This is a genomic window from Aeromonas sp. S11(2024) (assembly GCF_041402345.1).
Classification (GTDB): Bacteria; Pseudomonadota; Gammaproteobacteria; order Enterobacterales; family Aeromonadaceae; genus Aeromonas; species Aeromonas veronii.
In genome coordinates this window covers 1-20,201 of sequence record NZ_JBGLRC010000040.1, presented here as the reverse complement: position 1 = coordinate 20,201, position 20,201 = coordinate 1, and the positions used below count along the sequence as shown (strand labels likewise).

The window sequence follows — 20,201 nt, the reverse complement described above, 5'->3', positions numbered from 1 at the left end:
GCGGGTGAACGGGATTTTGAAAGGAGAGTTATTGCTGCAAAGCCCGCAGGATTTGACGCAAGCGCGGGAAATGGTGCGTGAAGCGGTGGATATTTACAACGCGGAGCGGCCTCATCATGCGTTGAAATACAGAACCCCCGATGCGGTACATAGGGGGTTCTGAGTAGAGAAATGCTAGTTGAAAATGTGTAAACCTATTTCAGGACTAGACAGGATGGGCGAAGAGTGGCTAGCGGCGACTGCGCCAGCGCACCTTGGGGGTGATCACCTGGGCAGTCTGCGCCGGGGGATTGCCCGCAATCAGTTGCTGCATCAGCTCGAAAGCGGCGAGGGCCAGCGCCGGACAATCCTGCGCCACCGAGTCGATGCGCATGGGAATGCAGTCGAGCAGGTCGTGATCATCGAAGGTACACAGGCGCATCCCTGTCTCCATCAGCCCCGCCTCGTTGAGGTAGCGCAGCACCCCTTCCAGCAGTGTAAAAGAGGCGGTAAAGAGCCCCCTGGGAGGCGCTCCCAGCTCGGCCACCAGCTCGGCCATCAGCTGATAACCGGAGCTCGGCTGATAGTCGCGATGACGCACCCGGGCTACATCGGCTTCAAAACCGGCGCGATGGAGCCCCAGCTCATAGCCCGCCAGCCGGTGACGACTGGGGGAGAGATCCAGCAGGCCGCCGAAGTAGTAGATCTCCTCGCCGCACTCGCTGGCCATGTCCCGCACCAGCTCGGCGGTGGCCTTGCAGGCATCGGAGATCACCATGGGCAGGCGCGACTCGCCAATATGGCGGTCGAGCTGCACCACCGGCAGGCGGTCGTGAATGCGGGCATAGATGTCATCGCTGTGGCCGCTGGAGGCGACAATCAGCCCATCCACCTGGCGGCTGATGAGGTTATCCACCACCCGCTGCTCGAGGGCGGGATCATCCTCGGAGCAGGCGATCAGCAGCTGGATACCCGCCTCCCGGCAGTGGGCCTCGAGGGCGCGGGCGATGCGGGCAAAACCGAAGTTGGTGAGATCGGGGATCACCAGCCCCCAGGTGTAGCTGCGGGTCTCACGCAGGGAGCGGGCATGAAAGCTCGGCAGGTAGTGACACTCCTCCGCCACCGCCTGAATACGCTTGCGGGTATCGTCGGCAATGCGGTACTCCGCACTCTTCCCGTTGAGCACCAGACTGGCAGTCGCCTTGGACACCCCCGCCAGTTCGGCGATCTGGGCAATCGTGATCCGTTTCTTCTTCTCCACCTGGCCTCCCGGCTGACTAGAACCGGGCTATTGTACTAGGCACGCCGACAGCGGCCAGTGATTGAGGCAAATTTTGCAGCCATCATCGCCGTTACCTGATGAAAGTTGCGGCTTTTCCCCTGGGAAGTAGCGCGCCGACAGGCTGTGACGACCCTCATCGATGAAACACTCCAGACTGGAGCGATCACACAGGACGGTGATCCGCCCGCCAGCCCATGGGCTGCTGCGGGTCTCCCACACCCCGCTCTGCCAGTTCTGGCGCCGCAAGGTGATGCGCCCCGGCTGCCACACCAGCTCGGCCACGGCGCCGAACCAGAGGCTCCCCTCACCGCAGAGATCCAGATCGAGCCAGGCCGAGTCGATGGCCAACCCCGGAAACTCGCCAAGCGTCCCCTCGAAGCGGGTCAGCTCTCCCTTCAATGCCGCCAGCTCCGCCACCGGTCGCTGGCAGAGCCACTCATCCTGCCAGAACAGCTCCCGCGGGCAGCTCATCTGGTGGATCCAGCCGTGAGCGACAGTAGGTTGGCTCATCTCGTTCTCCTCCGGCAGACCCAGCCAGCCAAACAGCAAGCGCCGACCCTGGCTATCCAGAGTGGTCTGGGGGGCATAGAACTCGAAGCCCCGATCCAGCTCGTGGAAAGCCCCGTGCCCGAAGTGCTCGCCGTCGAAGTTGCCCGCCAGCCAGCCGCACTGGTAGAGGTTGCGATAATCCTCGCCTGCCGGGGCAATCCCCTGCGGGCAGCTGATCAACACATGGAGATCCCCAAGCGGGAAGAGATCCGGGCACTCCCACATATAGCCAAACTCACCCAGCCCTCCTCGCCCGCTACCGGCGATGGGGCCCACCCGCTGCCAGCTTTGCAGGGTCTCGCCGCGATAGAGCAGCACTTCCCCCTTGTCATCCAGGGTGCGCGCTCCCAGCACCATCAGCCACTGTTTGCCGTCGTGCCACACCTTGGGGTCGCGCACATGGCCGCTGTAGCCTTCGGGCAGATCCAACACGGGCCCCAGCTTCTCGAAGCCCCCCTCACCGTCGGCCCGGGCCAGACACTGATAGGCGGTGCGGCTGCCATCCGGGTATTTGACATTGCCGGTGTAGATAAGGGTCAGACGCCCCTGCTCGTCGCTCACCGCAGAGCCCGAATAGCAGCCGTGGCTCTCATAGGCTTCGGTGGGCAGCAAGGCGATGGGCTCGTGCTGCCAATGCAGCAGATCGGTGGAGGTGACATGGCCCCAGCCCTTGTTGCGGTGCTCGCAGCCAAGCGGGTTCCACTGGTAGAAGAGGTGGTAGCGCCCGTAGTGCTCGATAAAGCCGTTGGGATCGTTGAGCAGCCCCACCGGGGCTGCCAGATGCCAGCGGGGCCGATGGGGATCGGCCGCCGCCTTGAGCTGTCCGGCCAGCAACGACCGGACAATCTGGTTGAGAAAATCGCTTTCCTTCATCACTCCACCTTGTACTTGAGCAGGTAGGATGCGGCGAAGGCGGCGCCAAAGGCGATCACCAACCCGATGATGTAATGAATAAGGCTCATGGGCTGGACGATGGCCATGCCGGGAATACCGGTCAGCCCCACCGCCGTCATCCCCACCTTGGCCGCCACCACGTAGGCGCCGCCGCAGGCCCCGCCAAACAGACCGGCAAGGAAGGGTTTGATATAGCGCAGGTTGACGCCGAAGATGGCAGCCTCGGTGATACCCAGCAGGCAGGACATGGCAGCCGGCACGGTAATGGCCTTGATCTTCACGTCGCGGGTCTTGAAATAGACCGCGAGGCAAGCCCCGCCCTGTGCCACGTTGGCCATGGCCCAGATGGGCAGCAGGAAATTGACGCCAATTTGCGGATTGGCCAACAACCCCGCCTCGATGGCGTGGAAGCTGTGGTGGATGCCGGTGATGACGATAAGCGAGTAAGTGCCGCCAAACACCAGCCCCGCCAGCCAGCCCGCCTGCTCATAGAGGGCGCTCAGACCGAACGAGATGCCATCCCCCAGCACCCGACCCGCCGGGCCGATAAAGAGCAGCGCCACGAAACCGGTGATGATGACGGTGAGAAACGGCGTGAGGATCAGATCCAGCGCATCCGGAATGCGCTTGCGCAGCTGTTTCTCCAGATGGGACATAAACCAGACCGCCAAGAGCACCGGGAAGACGGTGCCCTGATAGCCGATCATCGCCACATCCAGTCCGAAGAAATCCATGGTCTTGAAGCCACCGGCCACGCCCCAGGCGTTGGTCAACGCCGGGTGGGTGAGGATGCCACCGAGGGTCGCCCCGAGGTACGGATTGCCGCCAAACTCCCGCGCCGCCGTAAAGCCGATCAGAATGGGCAATATGATAAAGGCCGCCGAGCTGAACATGTCGAGCATCACAAACAGGGCGCTGTCGGCATTGACCCAACCGTAGGTGCGCACCATGCCAAGCAGCCCCATCAGCAGACCCGAGGCGACGATGGCCGGAATGATCGGCACGAAGATGTTGGAGAGGGTTCGCGCCAACCGCTGGGCCACGTTGAGCTTGGCCGCCGCCATGTCGGTCAACTCAGCCTTGCTGGCGGTGCCGGTACCGGTCAGCGCCACAAACTCCGCATAGACCTTGTTGACCAGACCGGTGCCGAAGATCACCTGAATTTGGCCCGCGTTGCTAAAGCACCCCTTGACCCCCTCCAGCTTGTCGATGGCGGCCTTGTTTACCTTGCTGTCATCGGCCAACACCAGCCGCAGCCGGGTGGCGCAGTGGGCAGCGCTGACGATGTTCTCCTTGCCCCCGAGCAGGGGCACCAGATCCTTGGCTATCGCACTGATATTCATATTCTTCCTCTTATGACCCGCCACGCTGGCGGGCCCTTGTCACATGAGAGTAGGGGCTGTCGAGCCGGGCTTCTAGCCTCAGCTCAACAGCCGCTTGCGCCTGATCGCAAAAAGGCATCCAGTTCGGTGCGGGTCGGCAGCGCCGTCATGGCCCCCTTGGCGGTGGTGGCGAGCGCCCCGCAGCCGTGGGCCTGCGCCAGAATGGCGGGCAACTCGGCCAGCGTCGGCAGCGACGAGCGCCCGGCCAGCGCCGCCAGCAGACCGGCGACGAAGGCATCCCCCGCCCCCGTGGTGTCGATGGGCGTCACTTTCTGCCCCACCCACTCCAGCAACTCGCCATCAAGGCGAGCCACTACCCCGGCCGCTCCTCTGGTCACCAGCACCAGCGCCGGGCCAGAGAGCGTAGCGAGCCCGGCAGCCAGATCATCCTCGCCGCTCAGCAGTTGCAGCTCCTCGATGGAGAGCTTGACCACATCCGCCTGCGCAATGGCCTGACGCACCAGCGGCAGCATCTCGGCGGGGTTGCCCCACACCTCGGGGCGCAGGTTGGGGTCGAAGCAGACTCGCCCGCCTTCCGCCTTGATGGCTGCCATGGCCTGCAGGCAGCTGGTGCGCACCGGCTCGTTGGCTAGCGCGATGGAGCAAGTCAGCAACCACTGACCGGCATCGAAGCGGGGCAACTCATTTGGGGTGAGGAACTGGTCGGCACTGGGGCGCACCATAAAGGTGAAGCTGCGCTCCCCCTCGTCATCCAGTGCCACCAGCACGGTAGAGGTGCGATGGTCTGGATCGAGCCGCAGCGCACCGATATCCACCCCCTCCCCGCGCAAGGTGTCGGCCATAAAGCGGCCGAACGGATCGGCACCGACCCGGCCGATAAAGGCCGCATCGCCACCCAGCCGTGCCACACCAACCGCCACATTGGCGGGCGCACCACCCGGACACTTGAGGTAGTGCAACGCCCCTTCCGGGATCAAGTCCACCACCGCATCCCCCATTACCCACACACGATTCGTCACCTTGCTACTCCACTGCTGCATCGGATCCACGGTCAAACCCGAACTCTGTTCTGTTGGCTGGCATTATCAGCTAAACCGTTTTAGCCAACCAACAGATCTCGGCACCGGCTGCCATTTTTGTGATCGGGATAACGAACTAGAACCAGGTTTCCATCTGCACACCAAAGTTCCACTCGCCACCGGCGGTGAAGTTGCTCTGGCCCATGGCATCGTCGCTGGCGTAATTGTCGAGCTCGGAGGACCAGTCCATCCAGCTGGCGAACACCCTAAGCTCAGGCCGCTCGAAGAAACCGGCGGTCTGCGCCTTGAAGGTGGGGGCGAAGGTGAGCTTGGTGAAATTGCCGTTCACCGCCTGGCGTCCCTTGTAGCCCTTGGGATCGAGATCCATGTACTGCCAGGCCGCCTCGTAGACCAGCTCCACGTTCTGGCTCAGCACCTGCGCCACCCGGGTATTGAAGGTGAGCCAGCGGTACTCGTCCCCTTTCACGTAGCGATCCTGACTCTGCTCGGCCAGCAGGGCCGGGGCAAAACGCCAGCGCGAGTTGAGATCGGTGGCGCCAAACACGGCGACCCGCACTGCATCGGCGTCCGGCAACAGCTCGCTGTCAGAGCCCAGCCCCTTGACCTCGGCCCCCAGCCCATGACCATACAACACCGCCGCCTTGGCAAAACCGGGGTTGATGCCAAAGAAGCTCTCGCCGTGGTAGGCCAACAGGGTGTGTGCCCCCTTGTCCGCCGCCTCGCTGCCCGTCCCCTTGTCATTGATGCGGGCGTCATTGTCCTTGGCCGAGAGGCCGTTCATCATCCACTGCCAGTTGCCGACACGGTTGTTCATGGTGAGGATGTAGCTCTCGATATCGGAGAGACCGCTGGCGCTGATGTCGCCGTAATCACGGCCATAGAGAGAGAAGTTGGCCTTCCAGCTGTCGGCCAGCTGCACGTCATAAACGCCGCCGCCGGTACCGGCCAGGAACACCACGTCAGAATCGAGCCAGTGGATGTCGAAGTTGTCGCGGTCAAAGCGCTTGCCCGCCCACAGCACCGCATTCTTGAAGGGGCCGTCGAAGCTCGCCAGATTGCCGATCTCGGCAAACACCTGACGGGTATTGAGGCTCGAATCGCTGGCGGTCCAGTCGTTGCTGGTCTCCACCCCGTCTGCCAGCATCAGCTTGTAGCGGGCCCAGCTGCCATCCTCGAAGGTCTGGGTTTTCAGCAGGTTGGCCTCCATGTAGGTGTCATCCTCGTTGCCAAGGCGACCAACAGCTCCGCCTACCGAACCGGCTGGCGTGATGTAGGGGCCGCCACGCCCGCCGTTGCCATTGCCGTTGACCAGGAGGCCCGAGCGGGCATAGCCGTGAAACTCGAAGCCCTGGGCACCAGCGGTCTTCTCATCCACCTTCTGGCTGCGGTTGTTGGCCACCTGCGCCTGCTCGCTCGCCGCGCTCGCTTTCACTTCCGCCTGACTGGCACGGCTCTCTGCTGCCTCGGCTCTCGCTTCGGCCGCCTGTACCCGTGCCTCCAGCGCCGCCAGTCTGGCCTCGACACTCTCACCTGCGATACTCGCCTGCGCCGCCCACAGCGGGCTGCTCATCCCCAATCCCAGCGCTACCGCCAGCGCCAACTTGCTCTTGAACATCATCATCTTCCTCACCTGTCATCTGTGGCCCGGACGGGCGCTGTTGTTATCGACAGACGGAGCATAGCTAAACCGCTTTAGCCAACTCAATACAGCAACTAAACCGTTTCAGCAACAGTGTGAGCGGGATAACATTTGTACAGCAGGAATTGGCGGGAGTTGTGAGGAGGATCCCTCATCAGGATCCACTCAATAGGGCGGATCCTGGCTAAACGGCGGGCAAAAAAGAGCCGGCACAAGGCCGGCTCTGTTTATTCGGGTGGCTGAAATCAGCTGGTCAGATCGTCGAAGAAGCGTTTCACCCCTTCGAAGAAGCCTTCCGATTTCGGCTTGTGGGTCTTGGCAGCGGCACCGCTGAACGACTCGTCCAGCTGGCGCAGCAGCTCTTTCTGCTGCTCGGTGAGGTTGACCGGCGTCTCGATCACTACCTTGCACATCAGATCCCCTACCTGACCGGAGCGTACTGACTTCACGCCCTTGCCACGCATGCGGAACATCTTGCCAGTCTGGGTCTCCGGAGTGACCTTGAGCTTGACGCGGCCATCCAGGGTCGGCACTTCAATCTCGCCACCCAGGGCAGCTGCGGTGAAGCTGATGGGCACTTCGCAGTAGAGGTTGTTGCCGTCACGCACGAAGATCTCGTGCTCTTTGACGTGCACCTGTACGTAGAGATCCCCTGCCGGTGCCCCTGCTTCCCCCGCTTCCCCTTCGCCGGAGAGACGGATGCGATCGCCGGTATCGACGCCCGCCGGAATTTTCACCGACAGGGTCTTGGTGCGCTGGTAGCGACCTTCACCGTGGCACTTGCGGCACGGATCCTTGATGATCTTGCCGCGGCCGTGACAGTGTGGGCACGCCTGCTGCACCGCGAAGAAGCCCTGACGCATCTGCACCTGGCCGGAGCCGTGGCAGGTCGGGCAGGTCTGGGCACTGCTGCCGGTGTGGGCACCGGAGCCGTTACAGACTTCGCAGTGAACCAGAGTTGGCACCTTGATCTCCTTGGAGACCCCGCGTACCGCCTCTTCCAGCGTCAGCTCCATGGTGTAACGCAGGTCGGAGCCACGGGCCGGGCCACGACGAGCACCACCACGGCCACCGCCGAAGATGTCACCGAATACGTCACCAAACATGTCGGCGAAGTCGGCACCGCCGCCAAAGCCACCGTGGCCACCGCCACCCTGGCTCGGGTCGACACCGGCATGGCCGTACTGGTCGTAACGGGCACGCAGGTTGGCATCGGTCAGGACCTCGTAGGCTTCCTTGACCTCTTTGAACTTCTCTTCGGATGCGGCATCACCCTGATTACGATCCGGGTGATACTTCATAGCCAGGCGCTTGTACGCCTTCTTGATCTCGCGATCGTCGGCATCTTTCGCCACACCCAGTACTTCGTAGAAATCGCGCTTCGACATACTCATCCTGTGGTTACGCAGACGGGCGTTGGTTACCCAACGCCCGTGAATTCATTGACCAAGCCGATGGGCGAAGCGGACTCCGCCCATCTGGGTAGGGCTTACTTCTTGTCGTCTTTCACTTCTTCGAACTCGGCGTCGACTACGTCGTCGTCAGCCTTGGCAGAAGAGGAGGACTGACCGGCATCAGCACCGGCTGCACCCTGGGCCTGAGCCTGCTGCTGGGCAATTTCCATCAGCTTCTGGGACGCTTCCAGCAGAGCCTGCTGTTTGGCTTCGATGGCAGCCTTGTCGTCACCCTTGATGGCCGCTTCCAGCTCGCTCAGAGCGGCTTCGATCTTGGTCTTGTCGTCGGCAGGCAGGGCTTCACCGGCTTCGGTGATCTGCTTGCGTACGGAGTGGACCAGACCATCAGCCTGGTTGCGAGCCTGTACCAGCTCTTCAAACTTCTTGTCCTCGGCCGCGTTGGCTTCGGCTTCGCGTACCATGCGCTCGATCTCGTCATCAGACAGACCAGAGGAGGCCTGGATGGTGATCTTCTGCTCTTTGTTGGTCTCTTTGTCTTTCGCAGAGACGTGCAGGATACCGTTGGCATCGATGTCGAAGGTCACTTCGATCTGCGGCAGACCACGCGGTGCCGGACGGATGCCTTCCAAGTTGAACTGGCCCAGAGACTTGTTGTCGCTGGCGCGCTTGCGCTCACCCTGCAGCACGTGAATGGTCACGGCAGACTGGTTGTCTTCGGCAGTGGAGAACACCTGGGACTTCTTGGTCGGAATGGTGGTGTTCTTCTCGATCAGCGCAGTCATCACGCTACCCATGGTTTCGATACCCAGGGAGAGCGGGGTGACATCCAGCAGCAGTACGTCGGTCTTGTCACCGGACAGTACGGCGCCCTGGATGGCAGCACCCATGGCCACGGCTTCGTCCGGGTTGACGTCTTTACGCGGCTCTTTGCCAAAGAACTCGGCAACGGTCTTCTGAACCAGCGGCATACGGGTCTGACCACCAACCAGGATCACGTCGTCGATCTCGCCAACTGCCAGACCGGAGTCTTTCAGGGCGACACGAACCGGCTCCAGAGAGTCCTTCACCATGTCTTCCACCAGGGATTCCAGCTTGGCGCGGGTTACCTTGATGTTCATGTGCTTCGGACCAGTGGCATCTGCAGTGATGTACGGCAGGTTGACGTCGGTCTGCTGGGCAGAAGAGAGCTCGATTTTGGCTTTCTCGGCGGCATCTTTCAGACGCTGCAGAGCCAGCTGGTCGTTGCGCAGGTCGATGCCCTGCTCACGCTTGAACTCGTCTACCAGATAGTTGATGACGCGGTTGTCGAAGTCTTCACCACCCAGGTGGGTGTTACCGTTGGTCGCCAGTACTTCGAAGGTGGTTTCGCCTTCAACTTCGTCGATCTCGATGATGGAGATATCGAAAGTACCGCCACCCAGGTCATATACGGCAACCTTGCGCTCGCCCTTGACCTTGTTCACGCCGTAAGCGAAAGCAGCTGCAGTCGGTTCGTTGATGATGCGTTTTACATCCAGACCGGCGATGCGACCGGCATCCTTGGTAGCCTGACGCTGGGCGTCGTTGAAGTAGGCCGGAACAGTGATGACTGCTTCGGTTACCGACTCACCCAGATAGTCTTCGGCGGTCTTTTTCATCTTTTTCAGCACTTCGGCAGAGATCTGCGGCGGTGCCATTTTCTTGCCCTTGACTTCAACCCAGGCGTCGCCGTTGTCAGCTTTGGCGATGGCGTACGGCATGATTTTCAGGTCACGCTGCACTTCTTCATCTTCAAAACGACGACCAATCAGACGCTTGATGGCGAACAGGGTGTTTTTCGGGTTGGTGATGGCCTGACGCTTGGCCGGCTGACCAACCAGGATCTCGCCATCATCGGCATAGGCAATGATGGACGGAGTAGTACGATCGCCTTCTGCGTTCTCGATCACGCGAGCAGTGTCGCCATCCAGAATAGCGACGCAGGAGTTGGTAGTACCCAGGTCAATACCGATGATTTTACCCATTTGACGAATCTCCAAATACTTTGAATAAACTGGCGAGGAACTCGCCTTAATGCGTTAACGGCTAGGTGGGGGCTGCCAATCTGGCTTTCAAGCTCCCGGCATCAAATTTTTTGTGCCGCCGCGGCCTTGCTACCTATATGGGGTCGCCAGACGCAGCTTCAAGCCCCAACCCTAAAAAACCACACCCTCTGTCATGGTTGCGCGGTCACGTTGAGCCGTAAACCGGGCAAGATGAACAGGTGCTGCACTGCGAAACAAAAAGCCCGCCACGGGGCGGGCTCGGGCACCCACAGCCAATCAGTCGACCGCTTTGGCGATCATCACCATGGCCGGACGGATCACCCGACCGTTGAGGTCATAGCCCTTCTGCATCACTGCAATGACGGTGTTCGGGGCCACATCGGCACTCGGTACCATGCTCATCGCCTGATGGGCGTTGGGGTCAAACGGCTGGTTGATCGGGTCGAGCGCCACCAGACCAAACTTGGCCACGCCGCTCTGCATGGATTTCAGGGTCAGCTCGACACCTTCGATCATCGGCTTGAGGGCTTCGTTCTCCTTGTCGGCCAGTTCGATGGCACGCTCAAGGTTGTCCAGCACCGGCAGCAGTTCATTGGCGAACTTCTCCAGAGCGAATTTGTGCGCCTTCTCCACATCCAGCTCGGTACGACGGCGCAGGTTCTCCATCTCGGCGGCGGTACGCAGGGCGCGTTCACGCTCTTCCGCCGCTTTTTGGATGGCGGTTTCCAGCTGCGATTCCAGTTCGGCAATGCGGGCCTGCTCGGCTGTCACTTCACTGTCTACATCGGTCGGCTCGACTGGCTGGGCTTCCACTTGCTCCATCGCTTCAACCTTTTGCTCTTCGTGGTTCATGACATCTCCAATTCCGGGGTTACTTATGAGGGCCCTGACGTCTGGTTGAGCGACCGGACGACAACAGACCGACTATGTTGGCGCTATTATGGGGATGCATCCCCGGCTTTCAAGGGGTAAAGGGCTATCTGGGTTGCTGAATAGCCGCAACCGGCGGTTTATCCGGGTTGCCGCTCACCGTTTAACCAGTAGCCTCAAGGGGATAGCCAGCCCCGTCACACGGGAGAGCGTCACAAGCGGAGCAAAGCACTGTATACTGGCCCGCAATACCCATCCCAGATCTGACTGACTATGGATTCTCCGTTCAAAACCATCGCCCTGATTGGCAAACCCCACCATGAGGGGGCCAACCAGACGCTGACCGGCCTGCATCAATACCTGACCGCCCGCGGCTTTCGGGTACTGGTGGAGAGCCGGGTCGCCCAGACCCTGAGCATCCTCGATGAAAACGTGATGGATCTGGTGCAACTGGGCCAGCAGGCCGATCTCGCCATCGTGGTGGGCGGTGACGGCAACATGCTGGGGGCGGCGCGAGTGCTGTCGCGCTTCGATGTGGCGGTGATCGGGGTGAACCGGGGCAACCTCGGCTTTCTGACCGACCTCTCGCCGCAGGATTACCTGCTTCCACTGGAGCAGGTGCTTTCCGGTCACTACAAGAGCGAACACCGCTTCCTGCTGGAGGCTTCGGTCTATCGCCACGGCGAGCGCAAGTCGAGCAATCTGGCGGTGAATGAAGCAGTGCTGCATCCGGGCAAGATCGCCCACATGATCGAGTTCGAGGTCTATATCGATGGCAGCTTTATGTATAGCCAGCGTTCGGACGGCATCATAGTGGCCACCCCGACCGGCTCGACCGCCTACTCCCTGTCGGCTGGCGGCGCCATCCTCACCCCCAAGCTCAACGCCATCACGCTGGTGCCGATGTTCCCGCATACCCTCAGCAGTCGCCCCATCGTACTCGATGCCGACAGCGAAGTACGGCTGCTGGTCTCGCCGGATAATCAGGACGATGCCATGCAGGTCAGCTGTGACGGTCAGGTGACGCTGGCGGTCCACCCGGGGGACGAGATCCTCATCAAGAAGAGCCACCACCAGCTTCATCTGGTTCACCCGCTCGACTACAGCTACTTCCACGTGCTGCGCAACAAGCTCGGCTGGGGCAGCAAGCTGTTTTAATCGGCGCTGACCGACAACGGCATTGCCAGAGAGGGCGCCTGAATTGGCGCCTTTCTCATTTCTGTCGTAGCAACGTCCCTTGCACTCTCATACCAGTACCGCATTTTCATAGCCATACCGCACTGGCGCGGCTTTCCTTTGTTAAAAATGACGGTGCCCTCTTTACTGTATATAAGACCAGTATATACTGGATACATACACAGTAATGTTGACCTATACAGGATGAGACCATGCTGACCCAGCTGACCGTCAACAACTTCGCTATCGTCAAGTTTCTCGAACTCGATCTGCAACCGGGCATGACCTGTATCACAGGTGAGACCGGTGCCGGTAAATCCATCGCCATCGATGCTCTCGGTCTCTGTCTCGGAGAGCGGGCCGAAGCCGGCATGGTGCGACCCGATAGCGCCAAAAGCGAGGTCAGCGCCCGCTTCCTGCTGGACAACAACCCGGCCGCCCGCGCTTGGCTCGCCACCAACGAGCTGGAAAACGAAGGTGAGTGTATCGTCCGGCGAGTCATCTCCGCCGAGGGGCGCTCACGCAGCTATATCAACGGCGTGCCTGTCCCTCTTACCCAGCTCAAGAATCTGGGCCAACTGCTGGTCAACGTACACGGTCAGCATGCCCACCAAATGCTGCTCAAACCCGACTACCAGCTCGCTCTGCTCGACGGTTATGCCGGTCACCATCTGCTGCTCGACGAGGTCCGCCAGCACTATCAGCAGTGGCGCCAACTACAAAACGAACTGAACCGGCTCAAAGCCGAGCAGCAGCAGCGAGAGGCCCGTCGCCAGCTGATCGAGTATCAGGTGCAGGAGCTGGACGAATTCGCCCTGCAGCCGGGGGAGTTCGAAGAGATAGAAGAGGAGCACCAGCGTCTGGCCAACGGCACCGAGCTGATGCAGGAGTGCGGGGCTTGCCTCGATCTGCTCTATGACAACGAAGAGACCACTATTGCAGGGCTGCTGCAATCGGCCGTCGATCGGGCCGAGGGGCTGGTCAGCATGGACAGCCGCCTCACCCCGGTACTGGAGATGCTGAACGAAGCACTGATCGGGGTGCAGGAGAGTCACAGCGAACTACGTAGCTACCTCGATCGGCTGGAACTGGATCCCGAGCGTTTTAACGAGCTGGAGGCCCGCCTCTCCAAGGCGATCAATCTGGCCCGCAAGCACCACGTCAAACCGGCAGATCTGGCTCAGTACCATCAGGAGCTGGCCTCTGATCTCGCTCGCCTCAACTCCGATGAAGAACGGTTAGAGGGGATGGAAGATGAGCTGGCCGAGGCCCGTCAGGCTTTTGTCCAAGCCGCCGAAGCCCTGAATCAGAGCCGTCAGCGTTACGCCCAGGAGCTGGGCGCCAAGGTGACCAGCAGCATGCACGAACTGGCGATGCCCGATGGCCGCTTTGCCATCGAGGTGCGCCCCGATGCCCAGAGCAGCCTCTCTCCGCTGGGTATAGATCGGGTGGAATTTATGGTCACCACCAACCCTGGCCAACCGATCCAGCCGCTTGGCAAGGTGGCCTCAGGCGGTGAACTGTCGCGCATCAGTCTCGCCATCGTGGTGATCAGCGCCCGCAAGATCTCCACCCCGACCCTGATTTTCGATGAGGTGGATGTGGGGATCAGCGGCCCGACTGCCGCCGTGGTGGGTCGCCTGCTGCGCCAGCTCGGCGAGTCCACTCAGGTGATGGTGGTCACTCACTTGCCTCAGGTGGCTGGCAACGGCCACCAGCATATGGTGGTGAGCAAGCATACCGATGGCAAAACCACCGAAACCCGGATGGATGCACTCGACCAAAATGCCCGCCTCAATGAGCTGGCACGCCTGCTCGGTGGCGACCAGATCACCGACAACACCCTGGCCAATGCTCGCGAGCTGCTGCGCCGTTGAATCAGGCCAAAACGCCGATTTGCAGGATGGCGACTGACAGGGCTGACAAAACATGCTGACTGCGCAGGCACGGACGAGTGCCATGGCCTGCACAGTCAGCAATAGCCAATAGCCAATAGCCAATAGCCAATAGCCAATAGCCAATAGCCAATAGCCAATAGCCAACTGTGAGAACCGAACTCGCGTCAGGATTACCGACCCAGATCAATAAAATGGCGAGTTAGGCGAAGCTGGCAGCAACATGGGCGTGGATCCGGTTGCCTTCATGTGGCGCATTTCGCATAGTGTTGCCCCCCTTTATGGGTATCCAATTGTGAGGCTTTGTCTATGATCCACGTTTTTGGTCACAAGAATCCTGATAGCGACAGTATCTGCAGTGCGCTGGTTATCACCGACTGGCTCAATGGCCAGGGCCGTCAGGCCACCCCATGGCGTCTGGGTGACCTGCGCACCGAAACCCGTTTTATTCTGGAGCAGGCTGGCGTCAGCGAACCCGAGTTGCTGACCAAAGATCTGACCGGTGAAAATGTCTGGCTGGTGGATTTCAGTGATCTGGAACAGGGTCCTGCCACACTGGCACAAGCCAATGTACTGGGTCTGGTGGATCACCACCGTCTCGGTACCCTGGTCACCCAGTCTCCGCTGGATGCCTGGATCCGTGCCGTCGGCTGCACCTGCACCATCGCCTTCGATCTGCTGAGCCAGCAAGGCACTGTGACCCGCAGCCAGGCTCGCCTGATGCTGGGCGCCATCATGAGCGACACCCTCTGTCTCACCTCGCCGACCACCACCGAGCAGGACAAGATCGCTTGTGAGCGTCTGGCACCGCTGGCCGAAGTATCGCTGGCCGAATTCGGCCAACAGCTGCTGATGGCGAAAACCGACCTGAGCGGCCTGACTCCGGCTCAACTGCTGCAGCAGGATGAGAAGGCATTCCAGGCGGAAGGTTGCAACTTCATCATGAGCCAGATCGAAGTGGGCAGCGAACAGCAGCTGGCCGAGCACCTGCCAGCCCTGCAGCAGGAGATGGCCCAGCGCGTGGCGAGCGAAGGGCTCGACTTCTTCGTGCTGATGGTGACTGACCTGACTGCTGCTGCCAGCCGTATCTACTTTACCGAGCACGCCAAAGTACCGGCCGAGTCCAGCTACCACCCGGGCTTTGTCAGCCGCAAGAAGCAGGGTCTGCCCTGGGTGATGGATCTGCTGGCCAAGGCCTGATCCTCCCTCGCCATTACCTATTCCAAAGCCCTGCCTCTGCGCAGGGCTTTTTCATCGCCACCGCCAGCGGCACTCCCTATCCTCTTGCTGACCATCTTGCTCACCACTGCGGTCTCTCGCTTACTCCTTTCACGGCTTATTGACAGTTAACGCCATAACTTTGCTTACATATTTGCGGCTGTTATTTATCAGGGCTTTGCTGCAGGATAATCGCCGCGCACAACCTTTTCCGTTTCCATTCAGGTGATCGATGAACATAACCCCCAAGCAGAGAACCCTGGCCATCACCATGCTGATCGCCGTGGTGCTCCTCGGCTGGCTGCTCTGGCCCAGTCAACCACCCAAGGCGATGCTGACCGCTCAAGTGACCCGCGAGGATATCGCCCAGACCGTGCTGGCCAGTGGTGTGCTGCAGGCCGTAGAACAGGTGGATGTGGGGGCCCAGGTCTCCGGTCAGGTTACCAAGCTGGCCGTCGAGGCTGGTGATCAGGTCAAGCAGGGAGACCTGCTGGCCGAGATTGATCCCCTGATTGCCCAGAACAACCTCAAGACGGCCGAGGCGGAGCTTGCCAGCAACCGCGCCCAGCTCAAGATCAAGCAGGCACAACTCAAACAGAACGAGCTCGCCTGGCGGCGCCAGCAGCAGATGTTCAAGCAGGAGGCGAGCTCACGGGCCGATCTGGAGAGTGCCGAGGCACTGCTGGCGGTCACCCGCGCCGAACTGCAAAACAGTCAGGCCAATATCGACAATGCCCTGATCAAGGTTGATCGGGCCAAGACCGAGCTGGGCTATACCAAGATCCTGGCGCCGATGGATGGCACCGTCATCAGCATTGTGACCCGTCAGGGCCAGACCCTGGCAGCCAGCCAGACGGTGCCGACCGTGCTCAAGCTGGCCAACCTCGAGACCATGACAGTCAAGGCTCAGATCTCCGAAGCCGATGTCACCAAGGTCAAAGCCGGCATGCCAGTCTACTTCACCCTCATTGGCGATCCGGATACCCGCTATCAGGGTACGCTTCGCGCCGTGGAGTTAGCGCCTACCAACATCAACGATCAGGCCACCACAGGTACCACCACCAGCAATGCGGCTGTCTACTACTACGCCCTGTTCGATGTACCCAATCCCGACCATACCCTGCGGGTGGCAATGACCACCCAGGTGACCATTGTGCTCGGCGAGCGCAAGCAGGTGCTCACTGTGCCGCAAACCGCCCTCGGCAAGTCGTTGGGTGACAACGAGTATGAAGTCACCGTGATCAAGGACGATGAGACAACCGAAACCCGTCATATCAAGACCGGTATGAAGGACGAGATCCGCATTGAGGTGATCAGCGGGCTGAGTGAGAAGGAGGAGGTGCAGCTCAATCACGGAGCCCCCGCCGACAATGATGAGATGGCGGTGATGCTATGAGTGAGCCCCTGAACCAGCTGCCGTTGATCCAGCTGAAAGGGGTCGAGCGACGCTACCAGAGCGGCGACAGCGAAGTCACCGTGCTCCACCCTCTTGATCTCACCATCTCGGCAGGAGAGATGATCGCCATTGTCGGCGCGTCCGGCTCCGGCAAGTCGACCCTGATGAATCTGCTGGGTTGTCTCGATAGCCCGAGCGGCGGCCAGTATCTGTTTCGCGGTCAGGACACCGCGACCATGGATGCGTTGGCGCTGGCCCGGCTGCGCTGCCACCACTTCGGCTTTATCTTTCAGCGCTACCACCTGCTGCCCCATCTCGATGCCGCCGCCAACGTGGAGATCCCGGCTGTCTATGCCGGCACCAGCCGCCCGGATCGCCAGGCGCGCGCGCGTCAGCTACTGAGCAGACTGGGGCTGGCCGATCGCAGCCACCATACACCGGGTCAGCTCTCCGGCGGTCAGCAGCAGCGGGTCAGTATCGCCCGGGCGCTGGCCAATGGCGGCGAAGTGATCCTCGCCGATGAACCGACCGGCGCACTGGATAGCCAGAGCGGCAAGGAGGTGATGGCGATCCTCAAGGAGCTGCACGCTCAGGGCCACACCATCATTCTGGTCACCCACGATATGAACGTGGCCAGCCATGCCGACCGGATCATCACTCTCAAGGATGGTCGGATTGAACAAGATAGCGGCCCCAGCCAAACGGCCGTGTTGGCTCCAGCCACCGCCACAACCCATCAAAAAATAGTGCCCACTAAAGGCGCCATGGGTCACGACTGGGATCGCTATCGGGAAGCGGGACGGATGGCGATGCATGCCATGCTCGCCCACCGGATGCGCACCTTCCTCACCATGCTCGGCATCATCATCGGCATCGCCGCCGTGGTGAGCGTGGTCGCTCTTGGTCAGGGCGCGCGCGCCAAGGTGATCGACCAGATCAATGCGATGGGCACCAACACCATCGAAATCTTCCCGGGCAAGGGATGGGGCGATGAGAAGATGGCCAGCATCCAGACCCTCAACAAGGGGGATCTCGATGCCCTGCTGGGGCAGCCCTATCTTGCGGGCGCCAGCCCCGAGATCGGCAGCTCAGGGCAGTTGCGCTACCGCAACAAGACCAACAGCGGCAATGTGACCGGGGTCGGTAACGACTATTTCAAGGTGAAGGGGATGACGCTGGTCAGTGGTCGCTTACTGGAGTGGCAGGATATCCAGCAGCGTGCCGCCGTTGCCGTGGTGGACAAGAAGAGCATCACCAGCCTGCTTGGCAAGGAGGAGCCGGTCGGCAAGGTGGTATTGGTCGGTACCTTGCCGGTGCGGATTGTCGGTGTGGTTTCGCAGGAGACCGGCTTCGGCCCCACCAGCCAGTCGGTCAATATCTGGCTGCCCTACAGCGCGGTGATGAGTCGCCTCATCTCGCAGCACCACTTCAGCCAGATCACCATCCGGGTCAAAGACGGGGTACAACCGGCACTGGCCGAGCAGGCGGTGATCGAGTTGATCACCAAGCGTCACGGGGTGAAGGATTTCTTCACCTTCAGCAGCGACAGCATCATCAAATCGGTAGAGAAAACCACGGCCACCATGACCCTGATGGTCTCGGCCATCGCGGTGATCTCGCTGATCGTCGGCGGGGTGGGCGTGATGAACATCATGCTGGTGTCGGTGGTGGAGCGCACCCGCGAGATCGGCATTCGTATGGCCGTGGGCGCCCGCCAGTCGGATATCCTGCAGCAATTTCTGATTGAAGCTGTAATGGTCAGCCTACTGGGGGGGATCTTCGGCGTCGGCCTCTCGCTAGGCATTGGTGCACTCTTTTCACTGCTGGTGGATTCCATCAAGATGCAGTTCTCGCTCTTCTCCATCCTGATGGCCTTTGGCTGCTCGTCACTCATCGGGATCCTGTTTGGTTACCTGCCGGCACGCAATGCGGCGCGGCTCGACCCTGTTGTCGCACTGGCGAGGGAATAACAATGCACAAACTCTCCTGGCTGGCTCTCTGCATGGCCCTCAGCGGCTGCAGTCAGCACAGCACCTATCAAAGACCCGAGCTGGCGATCGCCCCCACATGGCAACAGGCAGAGGGCGCCCAACTGGCTGCGCAGGCAGGCCCCTGGTGGCGGGAATTTCATGATCCCCAGCTCGACAAACTGGTCGACGCGGTACTGGCCGCCAACCCGGACATGCGTGTGGCGGCCCTCAAGCTCAAAAGCGCCCGACTGGGCGCCGAGCAGGCCGATACCAACCTCACGCCTTCGGTCAATGGCACTATCGCCGCCAGCGGCAACAAGGATCTGAAAACCGGCAAAGGCACCAACAGTCTGGGTCCCTCGCTGAGCCTCAGTTACGAAGTAGATTTGTGGGGCAAGCTCGCCTCGGTGCGGGATCAGGCAAGCTGGGAGGCGGCGGCAAGCGAGCAAGATCTCGCCAGCACCCGACTCCTGCTGATCGGCAATACCCTGGAGCAGTATTGGCAGCTCGGCTATCTCGGCTCTGCCATCGCACTCGGAGAACAGCAGCTGGCCAACCTGACCCGTACCGAGCAGCTGACCCAGACCAAATACCAGGCAGGCGCCATTACCCGACTCGATCTGGCGCAGGCACGCCAACAGTTGGCCGGAAAACAGGCTGAGCTGGCCTCCCTCAAGGCGCAGCAGGAGCAAGCTCGCAATGCCCTGCGTCTGTTGCTGGGCCGCAGCAGCGGGTCGCTGGAGTATGCACCCGCTTCCCTTGCAAAGCAGACCATTCCTGAACTTGCAGTGGGTATTCCAGCCGATGTGCTGGCTCGCCGCCCCGATGTCAAAGCGGCCGAATTGCGGCTGCGCAAGACGCTGGCAAAGGGGGACGAGATCCGCACCAGCTTCTACCCCAGCCTGACCCTGACTGGCAGCGCCAGCACCGCATCCGATAGATTGGCGCAGGTGCTGCAAAATCCGGTAGGTACGCTGGGAGCCAGCCTCGCCCTCCCCTTCCTTGAATACAACCGCACCCAGCTCGCCATCGAAAGCTCAGAGCTGGATTACCAGATTGCTGAAACCGAGTTTCGCAAACAGCTCTACACCGCACTGGTGGAGGTGGAAGACAATCTGGCCGCACGCCACTATGGCCAGCAGCGACTCGATTATCTGCAGGAACAACTGAGTTATGCCCAGGAGGCCGAACGACTGGCCAAGGCTCGCTTCCAGGCGGGTGCGACCGGCGTGCAAGCCTGGCTTGATGAGCAGAACCGACTGTGGGATGCCCAGCAGAGCCTGCTGGCCCAGCAAAAAGAGCAGCTCACCACCACAGCCAAAATCTATCGCGCCCTGGGTGGCAGCGATAGTGTGACGCCCCGATAGCGCTTCACCTGGCTATTCCCCACTCTGCCTGTATGTATGGAGATGGTATTCACCTGACAGTTGCCCACAAAAGGGAGTGGTCATACGGCTTCAAACCGGATAACAAAACGGTACCCCTACCGTGTTATCTGGAGTCACCGTATG

At 60.8% G+C, this 20,201-nt stretch carries 15 protein-coding genes; 7 read left to right on the top strand and 8 right to left on the bottom strand.

Going from position 1 to position 20,201, the window contains the following annotated elements; genetic code table 11:
* Positions 1-163: integrase core domain-containing protein (locus ACB040_RS19915; protein ID WP_371156211.1), on the top strand; the 163-nt coding region annotated here is incomplete at its 5' end.
* Positions 164-229: 66 nt separating this feature from the next.
* Here ACB040_RS19915 and ACB040_RS19910 read toward each other — a convergent pair.
* From ACB040_RS19910 to grpE, 8 genes are all read right to left on the bottom strand, one after another.
* Positions 230-1,240, bottom strand: a complete 1,011-nt coding sequence (locus tag ACB040_RS19910; RefSeq protein ID WP_371156209.1) for a LacI family DNA-binding transcriptional regulator — start codon at positions 1,238-1,240, stop codon at positions 230-232.
* Between the two features lie 27 nt (positions 1,241-1,267).
* Positions 1,268-2,683, bottom strand: a complete 1,416-nt coding sequence (locus tag ACB040_RS19905; protein WP_371156207.1) for a glycoside hydrolase family 32 protein — start codon at positions 2,681-2,683, stop codon at positions 1,268-1,270.
* Positions 2,683-4,047 (bottom strand): sucrose-specific PTS transporter subunit IIBC, encoded by a 1,365-nt coding sequence (locus ACB040_RS19900; RefSeq protein WP_042657031.1) that lies wholly within the window; start codon positions 4,045-4,047, stop codon positions 2,683-2,685. Before ACB040_RS19900 ends, ACB040_RS19905 begins: the two co-directional genes overlap by 1 nt.
* 83 nt (positions 4,048-4,130) lie before the next feature.
* Positions 4,131-5,087 (bottom strand): aminoimidazole riboside kinase, encoded by a 957-nt coding sequence (locus ACB040_RS19895; RefSeq protein ID WP_371156205.1) that lies wholly within the window; start codon positions 5,085-5,087, stop codon positions 4,131-4,133.
* Between the two features lie 115 nt (positions 5,088-5,202).
* Entirely contained in the window at positions 5,203-6,708 is a 1,506-nt protein-coding gene (locus ACB040_RS19890) for a carbohydrate porin (RefSeq protein ID WP_205758789.1), read from the bottom strand.
* A gap of 263 nt (positions 6,709-6,971) precedes the next feature.
* The gene (dnaJ, locus tag ACB040_RS19885; RefSeq protein ID WP_005338032.1) at positions 6,972-8,114 is read right to left on the bottom strand and encodes a molecular chaperone DnaJ; all 1,143 of its coding nucleotides are present in this window, start codon (positions 8,112-8,114) and stop codon (positions 6,972-6,974) included.
* A gap of 101 nt (positions 8,115-8,215) precedes the next feature.
* Positions 8,216-10,144: a molecular chaperone DnaK gene (gene dnaK, locus ACB040_RS19880; RefSeq protein ID WP_371156202.1), complete on the bottom strand. Its 1,929-nt coding sequence runs from the start codon at positions 10,142-10,144 to the stop codon at positions 8,216-8,218.
* A 297-nt stretch (positions 10,145-10,441) separates the two neighbouring features.
* The gene (gene grpE, locus ACB040_RS19875) at positions 10,442-11,017 is read right to left on the bottom strand and encodes a nucleotide exchange factor GrpE (RefSeq protein WP_259583720.1); all 576 of its coding nucleotides are present in this window, start codon (positions 11,015-11,017) and stop codon (positions 10,442-10,444) included.
* Positions 11,018-11,308: 291 nt separating this feature from the next.
* Here grpE and nadK point away from each other — a divergent pair, with 291 nt between their 5' ends.
* The 6 genes from nadK (at position 11,309) to ACB040_RS19845 (ending at position 20,057) form a co-directional block, all read left to right on the top strand.
* Positions 11,309-12,193: an NAD(+) kinase gene (gene nadK / locus ACB040_RS19870; RefSeq protein ID WP_005338038.1), complete on the top strand. Its 885-nt coding sequence runs from the start codon at positions 11,309-11,311 to the stop codon at positions 12,191-12,193.
* A gap of 230 nt (positions 12,194-12,423) precedes the next feature.
* Positions 12,424-14,088 carry a DNA repair protein RecN gene (gene recN / locus ACB040_RS19865; RefSeq protein WP_371156199.1) on the top strand — a complete coding sequence of 555 codons (1,665 nt, stop codon included), beginning with the start codon at positions 12,424-12,426 and terminating at the stop codon, positions 14,086-14,088.
* Positions 14,089-14,415: 327 nt separating this feature from the next.
* On the top strand, positions 14,416-15,306 hold the full coding sequence (locus ACB040_RS19860) for a manganese-dependent inorganic pyrophosphatase (protein WP_335818071.1): 891 nt from the start codon (positions 14,416-14,418) through the stop codon (positions 15,304-15,306).
* 250 nt (positions 15,307-15,556) lie between these two features.
* Positions 15,557-16,720, top strand: a complete 1,164-nt coding sequence (gene macA, locus ACB040_RS19855) for a macrolide transporter subunit MacA (protein WP_043818653.1) — start codon at positions 15,557-15,559, stop codon at positions 16,718-16,720.
* Complete coding sequence (locus tag ACB040_RS19850) at positions 16,717-18,690, top strand: MacB family efflux pump subunit (RefSeq protein ID WP_335854339.1); 1,974 nt, start codon at positions 16,717-16,719, stop codon at positions 18,688-18,690. The genes macA and ACB040_RS19850 overlap by 4 nt, the downstream gene beginning before the upstream one ends.
* A 2-nt stretch (positions 18,691-18,692) precedes the next feature.
* Complete coding sequence (locus ACB040_RS19845; protein ID WP_259583724.1) at positions 18,693-20,057, top strand: efflux transporter outer membrane subunit; 1,365 nt, start codon at positions 18,693-18,695, stop codon at positions 20,055-20,057.
* The last annotated feature ends 144 nt before the right edge of the window (positions 20,058-20,201 follow it).